The following is a 12,916-nucleotide window of genomic DNA, read 5'->3' as shown; positions in this document are numbered from 1 at the left end:
TTCGCCAGGGTCTGTCAGGTCCCGTCGGCAGCGACGCCGGGCAGGGACGCAGGACAGCCTAGTCGGTGTGGGGGCAGCCCTCGACCGGCACGGTCACCGGCGGGCCCGTCAGGGTCGAGACCGTGACGTATGCCGGCAGCCTCGCGGACTCTCCCGCCACGTCCAGCGGGCGCAGGTGCAGGTCGCGCGAGTCGCCCGCGGCCAGCGGCCACCACCCGGTGTCGGCGACCCACCCGGGGGCGGTGGCGTGCACGCCGACGACGGGGTGGTCCGCTGCGGTCACGGTGACCCGGACGACGCCATACCGGGTGATGGCCTGCGCGGTGACGTCCGGCTCGGGCCGGCGGGGCGCGAGGGGCACCAGGGCGCGGGTGGCGCGCACGTCTCCCCCGGCGGTGCGCCAGCGGGCGGACACGCAGGCATAGCCGGGCTCCTCGCCGAAGCGCCAGGCCCACCCGAGGTCGCGGAAGCCGCCGAGCAGCTCCTCGACCTCGACGGTGGCCCGACCGTGCGCCGGCACCGTCAGCGTGGTCCCGGCGTCCAGGACGGTGTTGCCCGCCCGGTCCTGGGCAGCCAGCAGGAGGCTGCCGGTGGCCTCCGCGGGTGCGTCGTTGACCGCCTCCAGCAGCAGGCCGTCCAGGCCCCGGTCGACGAGCAGCAGGGCGACCGGGGCGAGCACGTCGCGCAGGGCGAGCAGCGGGGCCTTGGCGGCGCCGGAGGCGTCCAGCAGCCCCCAGCCGGGCCCCGCGGCCAGGTCGCGGTGGGCGAGGACGATGCCGCCGGCGGTGGGGGTCAGGCCGGACCGCCAGGCAGCGAGGGTCTCGGTGATCGCCGCGGTCGCCGCCGCCCGCTGCAGGTCCTCCCAGGCCTCGGCGTCGGTGACGTCCTCGGCGATCCGCTCGGCGTCGGCCACCACGGGGACGTAGTGGTCGGTCACGTCGACGAAGTCCCACGTGGTGCCGCGGTCGTGCGGCGCGGCCTCCCGCCAGGGCGACCCGGCGCCGCGCCCGGCCGGGGCGTCGGTCATCGAGGAGGTCTCCGGCGGTATGGCGAACGCGAGGGCCTCGGAGGCGAAGGAGACCTGGGCGGTCCGGGCGTCCTCGAGCGGGCGCAGGTAGGCCCCCACCCCGAAGTAGTGGCTCACCCCGTGCGCGATGCTGACCGGTCGCGGCCCGCCGGAGGGGCTGGCGGTGATGTGCACGGCGCCGGGCACCAGCTCGGCGGCCAGGCGCGGCAGCACATCGTGGACGGCGGTCATCCGGCGGCGCTCGGCGGGCAGGCCCATCAGGGTCGGCTGCTGCTCGGTCTCGGTGCCACCGCACACCACGGCCAGGTGCGGCCACCCCTGCCAGTCGATGAGGCGGTCGCGCAGCTCGGCCTCGAGCTCGGCGAGCCAGCCCTCGTCCTCCGGCGGGTCGAAGGTCGCCAGCATCGCGTCCTGCCACACGAGCAGCCCCCGCTCGGCGGCGAGCTCGCGCAGCACCTCGTCGGCATAGGTGCCGGTGCCCGGCACTCGCACCAGGTTGAGACCGGCCGCGACGAGGGCGTCCAGGTCGCGGGCCACCGCCTGCGGGTCCGCGGTCCAGCCGCGCGGGTCGGTGTGCGCCCAGACCACCCCGCGGACGAAGACGTCGACGCCACCGACCACCAGGCCGAAGCGCCCCTCGTCCCGGCGAGCGGTGATGCGGGAGAAGCCGATCCGCCGCCGCAGCGGCTCGACCCCGGGGCTGTGGACGAGCAGCTCGTGCAGGATCGGCTCGCCGTGGGTGTGCGGCCACCAGGTCGCCGGCGCCGGGGGCGTGAGGTGGACCGCGGCGATCCAGTCCCCGTCGGCGGTCTGCTCGGCCACCGTGCGCTCGGCCTCGCCCGCCGCCTGCACCGTCACCTCGCGGGGTCCGTCGCAGCGGACCGCGACGTCGACCGTCCCCCGGCCCGAGTCCTCGAGCCGGGTCCGGCACGAGGCGATCTCGACCGCGGGGCGGGCCTCGACCCGGACGGTCCCGAGCACGCCCACGGGGGGCAGCGCGCCCGCCCAGGTGGGGATCCGGCCCAGGACCGGGGTGCGGCGCCAGCGGATGGTGGCGTCCGGGACCAGGGCGCTGCGCCAGCGGGCTCGTGGCGTGCGCGGCGTCGCCGTCTCGTCCCACGAGGCGAGGCGTATGCCGACGGCGTGCGGGCCTGCGGCCAGCGGGCCGAGGTCGACCACGTGGCGACGGAAGGCGTTGTCGCTGCGCAGGACCCGAGCCCCGTCGAGGTAGACGTCCGCGTGCGTGGCCAGGCGGTCCAGCACGAGCCGGGCGGTGTCCAGGGGGGCGGCGAGGTCGACCGCGCCACGCCACCACCACACGCGGTGGTCGGCGTCGGCAAGGACCTGCTCGCCGTACCGCTCGACGACGGCGGGCGAGGCGGCGAGGGACCCGGGCACCGTCGCCGGCACCCACCCGGTCGCGGGCAGGTCAGCCGGGTCGAGCACCTCCCCGGCACCGAATCCTTGCAGCTCCCAACGGATCTCGACCACCATGCTCCCTCAGGCCAGGGCGGCCGCGACGCGGTCGACGGCCGCGCCCCAGCAGCCGGTGGCGCGGGCCAGGGTCGGCTCGACGTCGCGGGAGCGGCCACCGGTGATCCGGGCCAGGGCGAACTGGAGGTTCTTCATCTCCTGGGACACCACGTCGAAGTCGGCCGCCGCGCAGGACAGCTCGGCCTCGGCCGCCCCCGGACCGGCGGCCAGCCAGCGGGTCGCGTCGGCCGCGGCCTGCGCCGTCAGGCCCAGCTGCCGGGTCGCCGTGAACGAGTAGCGGTGGAAGAAGCCCATCCCCCGCTCGGGCAGCGACGGCACGAGCTCCCGCACGGCAGCGGCGAGCTCGGCCACCGGGTTGCCGTCGGGCCGTCGCGCGAGGTGGTCCGCCGCGAGCCGCAGCGCCGCCTGCCGCACCACCGCCTCGTCGCGCAGCCCGCCCACGAGACGCACCCGCTCGAGATAGGGCTGCGGGGCGCAGCACTCGACCCCCTCGCGGGCGAGCGCGCCGTCGTAGTCGTCGCCCGCCAGCTCGTAGAGCCCCGAGTTGTGAAAGTAGGTCATCCGGCGGGCGCCCGGGTCGACGGCCACCGGCACGATCGTGGTCTTGACGTGGTCGAGCCGGTAGGACACCCCCTCGGTGTCCGGGAGGTACCACGCGTCGGACTCGACGGTCAGCAGCTCGCCGGCCGCCAGGTGGTCGACGACGTGCTGCTCCACCGTGCGCCACAGCGCGATCTCGCCCACCTCCAGGCCGTAGAGCTCGCGCAGGTCGTCGGTCTGGGGCTTGAGGAAGGCCCAGGCGCCCGGGACCGTGCCCGCGCTGAGAGCGCACACGCCCAGCGGCTCGGGCGGCAGCCCCAGCGCCGCCGTGATCTCGATCCAGATGTCCAGGTAGCAGTTCGTCTGGGTCCAGACCCGGTCGTCTCGGTGCAGGCGGTGCGGGACGAACGACTCCTGGGTCAGCCCCCCGAGGTCCAGGTGCATGATCAGGCCGCGGGGTCCAGGCCCAGCCGTCGCCGGACGGCAGCAGGCCAGGAGGAGACGTCCATGCCGTGGGTGGCGAACAGCGCCACGGTGACCCGCTCCAGGCCGAAGCCGATGCAGGAGGAGTGGGCGAGCTCGCCGTCGGCGGTGGTGATGTCGAAGTCCAGGCCGAAGTGGTCGTTGTGGTAGTTGGAGGAGCCCAGGGCGGTGCCGGGATACTCCTCGCCGTACACCTTGACCTCGAACTCCACCTTGAGCCCGGCGTCGCGCTGACCGGCGGCGAAGATCTTGGCGGCGCGGCCGAAGAAGGGGTCGTTGGCCGGCACCTCCTCGACGTGCAGACCGATCGAGGTCAACAGCTCCGGGCCTACCCGGCGACCGATCTCGCGGTGCGCCTGGGCCTGGTCGGGCGTGCCGATGCAGACCTTCTCGCGCATCCGGAAGGACACCAGCCGCATCGGGTCGTCGGACGGCTCGTGCCGGAAGCAGCGGTTGCCGGTCTCGTAGGTGTAGGCCCGGTCGATCGTGGTGCCCGCGTGCAACGGGTAGGTCTGGTGGCACGGCGCGGACAGCAGGTTCAGCCGGGCCGGCTCCAGGTGAGCGGTCCAGTCCTCGCGGGCCTTCTTGGCGGCGATCATCTCCTTGTGCGCCTTGGCGTCGCCGGTGAAGACGTCGACCGAGCCGATGAGCTGCGGGAAGGAGTCGAGGTAACCCGTGCGCTCGAAGACCGGCTGGGTGAGCAGCGGCGGGAAGGACATGACCTGCACGCCCTCGACGGGCTCCATCTCGTGCACGAGGCGCTCGACACCGGCGAGCACCGCCTCGAACTCCCCGGTGAAGGCCGACAGGCCCCGCAACGGCAGCTCGACCAGGTGGCCGGCGTCGATCAGGTCCTGACGAAGTGCGAGCTCGCGGTCGTGACGGGACATGCGATGGGTCCTTCCGGTATGGCGACGGGGGCGTCCGGGTCGGGGGCGGCGACGATCGCCATACCCCGCGATCAACCCTTGTAGATCAGCTCGAGCTGGGCGGTGTTGCCGAGGATGCGGTCGTTGTTGACCATCAGCTGGGCACCGTACGCGTCCCGCAGCTGGCGGTCGAGGCTGAGCGCACCGGACCGACGATAGCCCGCGATGCCCACGACGAGCAGCGCCTTGGCCACCACGTCCACCACCGTCTCGGCCGCGTAGACCTTGAGGGTGTTGAAGGCGATCGCCCGGCCGAGCAGCGTGGCCTCCTGCGAGGTGGGGTCCACCTCCAGGTAGGAGCGCGTCGCCGAGTGGACCCGGGCCCGGAAGGTCTCCAGGACCACCTCGAGCTCGGCCATGCGCAGCCCGGTGACCGGCTGCAGGGCGCCCGAGCGGCGGGCCGCCTGCCGGACGACCCCGCGGGCGACCGCCGTGGCGCCCTCGGCCAGACCCAGCCAGCAGGAGGACCACAACGAGTGGGCGACGGGAAGCATGGTGCGGGCGGACAGCTCGGCGTAGTCGTCCGGGAAGATGTGGTCGGCGCGGGAGCGCGCCGTCAGCACGAAGCCGGGGCTGCAGGTGCCGCGGAAGCCCATGGTGTCCCACTCGCCGAGCGGCTCCAGGCTCAGGTCCGAGCGCTCGCAGACCACGAGCACCTGGTCGCTCTCGGGCGCGTCGTCGGACCGGCGGGCGGTGACGAAGATCAGGTCGGCCTCGGCGCCGTAGGAGATGACCGGCGCCTTCTTGACCAGCTCGAAGGTGCCGTCCTCGGCCTGGTCGACGTGGCACAGGCTGCGACGCACGTCGCCGCCGATGCCCATCTCGGTCGTGGCGGACCCCACCAGGAGCTGGTCCTGCGCGATGCGACGCATCAGGTCCTGGAAGTACGCCGTCCGGCCGTGGTGCACGAGGCAGGCCACCTGGCACTGGTGCATGGCGTAGATCATCGCGGTGGAGGCGCAGCCCTTGGCGAGCTCCTCGCAGGCCAGGCCGATCTGCACGACGTCCGCGCCGGCGCCGCCGAGCTCGGTGGGGAGCCACGCGGAGAGCAGCCCGGCCTCGGCGATCGCCTGCATCGCCTCCCGGGGGTAGCGGCCGTCACGGTCGACCTCGGCGGCGTGCGGGGCGGCCACCTCGGTGGCGATCCGCCGCGCCTCGGCGACGACGTCGTCGCGCTGGAGGGTGGCCATCAGGCGTCCACGAGCGGGGTGAGCGCCGACTCGAGGGTGGCCACGGAGGCGAAGGTGGACTTCACCAGGAGGCTGTCGGGGATCTCGATGTCAAGCGTCTCCTCGAGCTCGAGGACCACGTTGACGGTGGCGTGCGAGGTGAGCCCCGCGGCATAGAGATCGGCGTCGGCGGGTATGCCGTGCGCGTCGACGCGCAGGCGGCCGGCCTCGGCGAGCGCCGAGCGGATGGCGGTGCTGATGGTGTCTGCAGACATGGATGGACCCTTGCTCATCGATACCTCGTGCGGGCCGGGCCCAGCCGTTGTCTCCCCCACCGGCGGCCCGTGCCGCGACTCTAGCCGCGCGGGCAGGTGGCTCGTGGGGGAATTCGGGGCACTACCCCGTACCTGGTCACCGCTTCGTACCACCCAGTTACACAGGGTCATCCTCAGTCACGGATATGGTCAGGCCTTGGCCGCGCTCGCAGCCGCCGCGATGTCGTCCAGCATGACGGCCTGCACCAGGTCCGCCGCCCAGCGCAGCACCGCCACGTCCCGCAGCACCCTGCCGCCCACCCGGGCGGTCATCGGCGCCGGGACGAGCAGCTGGTGCTGCTGGCCCTTGACCACGGTGCCCGGGTAGAGCCGCTCGAGCCGCAACAGCTGGCTCTCGCGCAGCTCCACCGGCCCGAAGCGCACGAACTTGCCCTGGACCCCGATGTCGTTGACCTTGGCCCGGCGGGCGACGGTGCGCAGGCGGGCGACCTCGATGAGGTTCTCCACGGGGGGCGGCGGGGTGCCGTAGCGGTCGGTCAGCTCGGCGACGATGTCCGAGAGCGCCGCCTCGTCCTCGACCACGGCGAGCTTCTTGTAGGCCTCCAGGCGCAGGCGCTCCCCCGGCACGTACTCGTGCGGCAGGTGGGCGTCGACGGGCAGCTCGATCTTGATCTCCAGCGGCTGCGTGGCCGAGTCGTCGCCGCGGAAGTCGGCGACGGCCTCGCCGACCATCCGGACGTAGAGGTCGAAGCCGACCCCGGCGATGTGGCCGGACTGCTCGCCGCCCAGCAGGTTGCCCGCGCCCCGGATCTCCAGGTCCTTCATGGCCACCTGCATGCCGGCGCCGAGGTCGGTGTGGCTGGCGATGGTCTGCAGCCGGTCGTGCGCGGTCTCGGTGAGCGGCTTCTCGGGCGGGTAGAGGAAGTAGGCGTAGGCCCGCTCGCGCCCGCGACCCACCCGGCCGCGCAGCTGGTGCAGCTGGGACAGGCCGAGCACGTCCGCCCGCTCCACGATGAGGGTGTTGGCGCTGGAGATGTCCAGCCCGGTCTCGACGATCGTGGTGCACACGAGGACGTCGAACTTCTTCTCCCAGAAGTCCAGCACCACCTGCTCCAGGCGGTGCTCGCCCATCTGCCCGTGAGCGGTCTCGACGCGCGCCTCGGGCACGAGCTCGCGCAGCCGCGACGCCGCACGCTCGATCGTCGACACCTTGTTGTGGACCAGGAAGACCTGCCCCTCGCGCAGCAGCTCGCGGCGCACGGCGGCGACGACCTGCTTCTCGTCGTACGCCCCGACGTAGGTCAGGACCGGGTGGCGCTCCTCGGGCGGGGTCGCCAGCGTGGACATCTCCCGGATCCCGGTGATCGCCATCTCCAGGGTGCGCGGGATCGGGGTGGCGCTCATCGCCAGCACGTCCACGGCCGTGCGCAGCGCCTTGAGCTGCTCCTTGTGCTCGACGCCGAAGCGCTGCTCCTCGTCGATGATGACCAGGCCCAGGTCCTTGAACTCGATCTCCTTGGACAGCAGCCGGTGGGTGCCGATGACCAGGTCGACCGAGCCGTCCTTGAGGCCGGCGACGACCTCGCGCGCCTCCCGGTCGGACTGGAAGCGGGACAGGCTGCGGACCGTCACCGGGAACTGGGCGTAGCGCTCGGAGAAGGTGTTGTAGTGCTGCTGCACGAGCAGCGTCGTCGGCACCAGGACGGCGACCTGCTTGCCCTCCTGGATCGCCTTGAACGCGGCCCGGACCGCTATCTCGGTCTTGCCGTAGCCCACGTCGCCGCAGATCAGCCGGTCCATGGGGACGGCCTTCTCCATGTCGGCCTTGACCTCGTCGATGGAGCTGAGCTGGTCGGGGGTCTCGACGTAGGCGAAGGCGTCCTCGAGCTCGCGCTGCCAGGGGGTGTCCGGCCCGAAGGCGTGGCCGGGCGTCGCCATCCGGGCGCTGTAGAGCCGGATCAGCTCGCCGGCGATCTGCTTGACGAACTTCTTGGCGCGGGACTTGGTCCGCTGCCAGTCCGAGCCGCCCATCTTGGACAGCGTCGGCTGCTCGCCGCCGACGTAGCGGGTGACCTGGTCCAGCTGGTCGGTCGGCACGAAGAGCTGGTCGCCGGGCTGGCCGCGACGGGAGGAGGCGTACTCCAGGACGAGGTACTCGCGGGTCGCGCCACCGACCGTGCGCTGCATCATCTCCACGAAGCGCCCCACGCCGTGCTGCTCGTGCACCACGAAGTCGCCCGGCTGCAGCTGCAGCGGGTCCACCTGGTTGCGGCGTCGTGAGGGCAGCTTGCGCATGTCCTTGGTCGAGGCCGCCCGCCCGCCGGAGCCGGTCAGGTCGGCCTCGGTGAGGACCACGAGGTCCACCCCGTCGCAGACGAACCCGCGCCCCAGGGTGCCGGTGGCCAGGCTGGCGACCCCCGGCTCCAGCGCCCCGTCCTCGCCGAGCAGACGGGCCGCGAGACCGCTCTGGCCGAGCAGCTCGACGAGCCGCTTGGCCAGGCCCGCGCCGTCGGTGGTGACCAGCACCCGGCGTCCGGCCTGCAGCCAGCCGCGCAGGTCCGCGGTCACGGCCTCCTGGTCGCCGCGATAGGCGGGGGTGTCCGCGGTGGGCAGGGTGAAGGAGAGCACGTCGTCGGTCTCGTCCATGAGCTCGGCAAGCTCGGCGTCGGCCGCGAAGGGGGTGAGGGACCACCAGGGTCGTCCGGTCGAGAGCGCGTGGTCGCGCACGTCGGCGAGGGACTGGTAGGACGCGGTGCCCAGGGTCCCCTGCAGGTCGACGGGCACGGCGTTGCCGGCGGCGGCGTTGGCCCAGCTGGCCTGCAGGAACTCCTCGCTGGTCGCGACCAGGTCGCGGGCCCGGGTGCGGACCCGCTCAGGATCGCAGAGCACCACGTGGGTGCCCTGGGGCAGCACGTCGAGCAGCGACTCCATCCCGTCGACCAGCGCCGGGCCGAGGGACTCCATGCCCTCGACGGCGATGCCCTCGGCGATCTTGGCGAGCATGTCGGCCACGCCCGGCAGCCGGTCGGCCAGCGCGCGGGCCCGCTCGCGGACGGTGTCGGTCAGCAGGATCTCGCGGCAGGGCGGCGCCCACAGCCCGTGCCGGGCCACCTCCAGCGAGCGCTGGTCGGAGACCCGGAACCAGCGGATCTCTTCCACGGTGTCGCCCCACAGCTCCACGCGCAGCGGGTGCTCCTCGGTGGGCGGGAAGACGTCGAGGATGCCCCCGCGCACCGCGAACTCGCCGCGCCGCTCGACCAGGTCGGTGCGGGTGTAGGCCGCCCCCACGAGCTCCTCGACGAGTCGCTCCAGGGGGCGCTCGTCGCCCGCCTGCAGGGCCACCGGCTCGAGGTCGCCCAGGCCCGTGGCGATCGGCTGGATCAGCGCCCGGACCGACACCACCAGCACCTGGATCGGGCCGTGTGCCGGGTCCTGGTCGCTCGGGTGGGCGAGCCGGCGCAGCACCGCGAGGCGACGGCCCACGGTGTCCGAGCGCGGGCTGAGTCGCTCGTGCGGGAGCGTCTCCCAGCTGGGCATCTCGGCCACGGCGTCGTGCGGCAGGAAGCACCGCAGGGCCGCGGCCAGGTCGTCGGCCTCGCGCCCGGTGGCGGTCACCGCGAGCAGCGGGGTGCCCCCCTCGCCCTGCCGGGCCAGGAGAGCGAGCAGCGGGGCGCGGGACCCGGTGGCCCCGGCGACGTCGACGAGCTGCTCCCGGCCGACCGACTCGAGCACCCGACGGACGGTGGCGTCACGTCCGAGGACGTCGAGGAGGGCAGGCAGCGCCATGGGGAGGTACTCGCTTCCGCAGGTGGTGAGGGCCGCGGACCAGCCTACGCCGCGGGACCGTCCCCCCGGCCGACACCGTCCCCCCGGCCGACATCGTCCCCCCGGCCGGTCCGGGCCCGCTGTCCGGGACCGCTCGGGCTGCTGCCGACCTGCGGCAGCGCGTGGTCAGCGGGCGTTCCAGCGGTCCTGGGCGAAGGTCACGCCGCGGGTCACCAGGTCGTCGACGATGTCGGCGGTGTCCTCCAGCATCACGTCGACGTCCGGCCGCTCCTTGCCGGAGAAGTCCCGGAGGACGAAGTCCGCCGGGTCCTGACGACCGGGGGGCCGCCCGATCCCGAGACGGACCCGCAGGTAGTCCTTGGTGCCGACGGCCCTGCTGATCGAGCGCAGGCCGTTGTGCCCGCCCTCGCCGCCGCCGCGCTTGACCCGGGTCACCGCGAAGTCGATGTCGAGCTCGTCGTGCAGCACCACCAGCCGGTCGGGGGTGATCTTGTAGAACGACATCAGGGCCTTGACCGGGCCGCCCGACTCGTTCATGTAGGACGCGGGCACCGCCACGACGACCCTGGGCCCGGGAGCGCCGCCGGGGAGGGCGCCGAGGCGCAGCTCGGCGGCGTCGGCGCGGGCCTTGTGGCGGCGCAGGGTCGTGCCGGCGCGGGCGGCGAGCACCGCCACCGCCATGGCGCCGACGTTGTGGCGGTTCCCGGCATACTCCCGGCCGGGGTTGCCGAGACCGACGACGAGCCAGGTGTCGGAGGAGGTCATGCCGTCAGTGTCCCATCGCTCTGGTGGCCGGACGCCGGACACGGCGCCCGGGCCGGAGCCCGGACGCCGCGTCCGTCAGGTCTGCGCAGCGGTGCTGCGGTCGAGCCGAGCCGAGGCTCAGGACTCGTCGCCGCCCTCGGTCTGCTGCTTCTCGGCGGGGGCGTCGCCCTCGGCCTGCTCCTTGGTGGCGCCGGTCTCCTCGGACTCCTCCGCCGACTCCTCCTTCTCGATGCCGGCCTCGGCCTCGGCCTCGGCGAGCTCGGCCTCCAGGGCCTCCTCGGAGATCATCGCGGTGATGTTGACGACCAGGAGCTCCTCGTCGGCGACCAGGGCGGAGCCGGCGGGCAGCTGCAGGTCCTTGGCGAGGATCTGGGTGCCGGCCTCCAGGCCCTCGATCGAGACCTCGATGCCCTCGGGCAGGCGGGTGGCCTCGGCCTCGAGCTGGATGGTGCCGTTCTCGACGGTGACGACGGTCTCGGCAGCGGCCTCGCCGACGGTGGTGACGGGGACGTCGACGGTGACCTTCTCGCCGCGCTTGACGATGACCAGGTCGATGTGGTCGATGACCGGCTTGATCGGGTCGCGCTGCACGTCCTTGGCCAGGGCGAGCCGCTCCTGGCCGTCGATGACGATGGCGAGCAGGGCATTGGTGTTCTTCAGGGCCTGCCAGGTGTCGTGGGCCGGGAGCGCCACGTGCACGGGGTCGGTGCCGTGTCCGTAGAGCACGGCGGGGACCTTGCCCTCACGACGGGTGCGGCGGGCGGCGCCCTTGCCGAACTCGGTGCGGGTCTCGGCGGAGAGCTTGATGGCGTCGGTCATGACGACTCCTCGGGGGGTGGTGGGGATGAGGTGGGCCTCGACGCGGGACAGGGCGCGGGGCGGACACGTCAGCGGGAGGTGCTCCCACCACCGCGTCGATCACGGAGCTCCTCGATCGGCCGACCGGTCCGTCCCCGAAGGGCGACCAGGCGTCGGCTCCCGTGCAGCGTCCCTCGCCGAGGCAACCTCGTCAGCATAACCGAGCCGGGGGTATGCCGAAAAGCCCGTGGGCCCCTGCGGGGGACGCACGGTCCCGGTCGGCCCGTCACCAGGTGGTGGAGGCGCGTCCCATGCCGCGGTAGCTCCAGCCCGCCGCCTCCCAGGTGCGCGGCTCGAGGGCGTTGCGGCCGTCGATGATCGCCCGGTCCTTGACCACCGATCCGAGCTGGTCGGGAGTCAGGCAGGTGAACTGGCGCCACTCGGTCAGCAGCATCACCAGCTCGGCGTCCACGCACGCCGCCCGCGCGTCCGGCGCCGTCTGGATGTGCGGGTAACGGGCGTGCAGACCTGGCAGGGCGATCGGGTCGGTGACCACCACGTCCGCGCCCTGACCGACCAGCCGCGTCGCGACGTACAGCGCCGGGCTGTCCCGCAGGTCGTCGCTGTCGGGCTTGAAGGCCGCCCCCAGGATCGCGATCCGCCGACCCTCGACCCCGCCACCGAAGTGCCGCTCGGCCAGCGCCACCGCGTGCTGCCGGCGCCGCTGGTTGATCCCGTCGACCTCCCGCAGGAAGGTCAACGCCTGGTCGACGCCCAGCTCACCCGCCCGCGCCATGAAGGCCCGGATGTCCTTCGGCAGACAACCACCCCCGAACCCCACCCCGGCCCGCAGGAACTTCGGGCCGATCCGCTCGTCGTGCCCCAGCGCCTCCGCCAGCCGGGTCACGTCGGCCCCCGTGGCCTCGCACAGCTCGGCGATCGCGTTGATGAACGAGATCTTCGTCGCCAGGAAGGAGTTCGCGGCGACCTTGACCAGCTCGGCCGTCTGGTAGTTCGTCACCAGCCGTGGCATGCCGTGGCTGAGCACCCCGGCATACACCTCGTCCAGCAGGTCCCGCGCCCGCTCCCCCGCGACCCGGTCCTCCGGCAGCCCGTACACCACCCGGTCCGGCGTCAAGGTGTCCTGCAGCGCGAAGCCCTCCCGCAGGAACTCCGGGTTCCACACCACCGTCGCGTCCACGCCCTCGTCGGCGCACCACTGCTGCAGCCGCGCCGCCGTCCCCACCGGCACCGTGGACTTGCCCACCACCAGGGCACCCGGCACCGGATGCTTCTTGAGCACCGCGATCAGGTCCCGGACCGCCGCGTCCAGGTAGGACAGGTCGGCAGCCAGCCCTGACTCCCGCTGCGGGGTGCCCACCCCGACGAAGTGCACGCAGGCCCCCGCCACCGCGGCCGGGTCGGTCGTGAACGACAGCCGCCCCGACTCCACGTTGCGCGTCAGCAGCTCGGCGAAACCAGGCTCGTAGAACGGCGCCTCCCCCCGCGCCAACCGCTCCGCGCGCGACGGGTCGACGTCGACGCCGACCACCTCGTGCCCCAGCTCAGCCATGCACGCCGCGTGCACCGCACCCAGATATCCACAACCGATCACCGAAATCTTCACCCGGGCATGGTGACCCGCAGCCA

Annotated in this window: 9 protein-coding genes; all 9 read right to left on the bottom strand. The window is 73.4% G+C overall.

The annotated features are described in order from the left end of the window. Nucleotides 1–58: 58 nt before the first annotated feature. Entirely contained in the window at nucleotides 59–2,521 is a 2,463-nt protein-coding gene (locus ACK2IS_RS04320) for a glycosyl hydrolase 2 galactose-binding domain-containing protein (RefSeq protein WP_409484921.1), read from the bottom strand. 6 nt (nucleotides 2,522–2,527) lie between these two features. Next, complete coding sequence (locus tag ACK2IS_RS04315; RefSeq protein WP_409484920.1) at nucleotides 2,528–3,505, bottom strand: DUF1839 family protein; 978 nt, start codon at nucleotides 3,503–3,505, stop codon at nucleotides 2,528–2,530. Nucleotides 3,506–3,507: 2 nt separating this feature from the next. Further along, complete coding sequence (locus ACK2IS_RS04310; RefSeq protein ID WP_409484919.1) at nucleotides 3,508–4,434, bottom strand: hypothetical protein; 927 nt, start codon at nucleotides 4,432–4,434, stop codon at nucleotides 3,508–3,510. 71 nt (nucleotides 4,435–4,505) lie between these two features. Then, nucleotides 4,506–5,663 (bottom strand): acyl-CoA dehydrogenase family protein, encoded by a 1,158-nt coding sequence (locus ACK2IS_RS04305; protein WP_409484918.1) that lies wholly within the window; start codon nucleotides 5,661–5,663, stop codon nucleotides 4,506–4,508. After that, the gene (locus tag ACK2IS_RS04300) at nucleotides 5,663–5,917 is read right to left on the bottom strand and encodes an acyl carrier protein (protein ID WP_409484917.1); all 255 of its coding nucleotides are present in this window, start codon (nucleotides 5,915–5,917) and stop codon (nucleotides 5,663–5,665) included. Before ACK2IS_RS04300 ends, ACK2IS_RS04305 begins: the two co-directional genes overlap by 1 nt. 189 nt (nucleotides 5,918–6,106) lie before the next feature. Continuing rightward, on the bottom strand, nucleotides 6,107–9,703 hold the full coding sequence (mfd, locus tag ACK2IS_RS04295) for a transcription-repair coupling factor (protein ID WP_409484916.1): 3,597 nt from the start codon (nucleotides 9,701–9,703) through the stop codon (nucleotides 6,107–6,109). Between the two features lie 165 nt (nucleotides 9,704–9,868). Then, nucleotides 9,869–10,468 carry an aminoacyl-tRNA hydrolase gene (pth, locus tag ACK2IS_RS04290; RefSeq protein ID WP_409484915.1) on the bottom strand — a complete coding sequence of 200 codons (600 nt, stop codon included), beginning with the start codon at nucleotides 10,466–10,468 and terminating at the stop codon, nucleotides 9,869–9,871. 117 nt (nucleotides 10,469–10,585) lie between these two features. After that, a complete protein-coding gene (locus ACK2IS_RS04285; protein ID WP_409484914.1) occupies nucleotides 10,586–11,287 on the bottom strand; it encodes a 50S ribosomal protein L25/general stress protein Ctc in 702 nt (233 codons plus the stop codon). Nucleotides 11,288–11,552: 265 nt separating this feature from the next. Continuing rightward, the gene (locus tag ACK2IS_RS04280) at nucleotides 11,553–12,893 is read right to left on the bottom strand and encodes a UDP-glucose dehydrogenase family protein (RefSeq protein WP_409484913.1); all 1,341 of its coding nucleotides are present in this window, start codon (nucleotides 12,891–12,893) and stop codon (nucleotides 11,553–11,555) included. Between the last annotated feature and the right edge of the window lie 23 nt (nucleotides 12,894–12,916).

The organism is Arsenicicoccus dermatophilus (assembly GCF_046267915.1).
Taxonomy (GTDB): Bacteria; Actinomycetota; Actinomycetes; order Actinomycetales; family Dermatophilaceae; genus Arsenicicoccus; species Arsenicicoccus dermatophilus_A.
This window is presented reverse-complemented; position numbering and strand designations above follow the sequence as displayed.

Excerpts from the sequence above, each read along its gene's own strand:
- ACK2IS_RS04305 (WP_409484918.1), bottom strand. The coding sequence starts at position 5,663 with ATGGCCACCCTCCAGCGCGACGACGTCGTCGCCGAGGCGCGGCGGATC.
- ACK2IS_RS04320 (WP_409484921.1), bottom strand. The coding sequence starts at position 2,521 with ATGGTGGTCGAGATCCGTTGGGAGCTGCAAGGATTCGGTGCCGGGGAG.
- mfd (WP_409484916.1), bottom strand. The coding sequence starts at position 9,703 with ATGGCGCTGCCTGCCCTCCTCGACGTCCTCGGACGTGACGCCACCGTC.
- ACK2IS_RS04310 (WP_409484919.1), bottom strand. The coding sequence starts at position 4,434 with ATGTCCCGTCACGACCGCGAGCTCGCACTTCGTCAGGACCTGATCGAC.
- pth (WP_409484915.1), bottom strand. The coding sequence starts at position 10,468 with ATGACCTCCTCCGACACCTGGCTCGTCGTCGGTCTCGGCAACCCCGGC.
- ACK2IS_RS04315 (WP_409484920.1), bottom strand. The coding sequence starts at position 3,505 with ATGCACCTGGACCTCGGGGGGCTGACCCAGGAGTCGTTCGTCCCGCAC.
- ACK2IS_RS04300 (WP_409484917.1), bottom strand. The coding sequence starts at position 5,917 with ATGTCTGCAGACACCATCAGCACCGCCATCCGCTCGGCGCTCGCCGAG.
- ACK2IS_RS04285 (WP_409484914.1), bottom strand. The coding sequence starts at position 11,287 with ATGACCGACGCCATCAAGCTCTCCGCCGAGACCCGCACCGAGTTCGGC.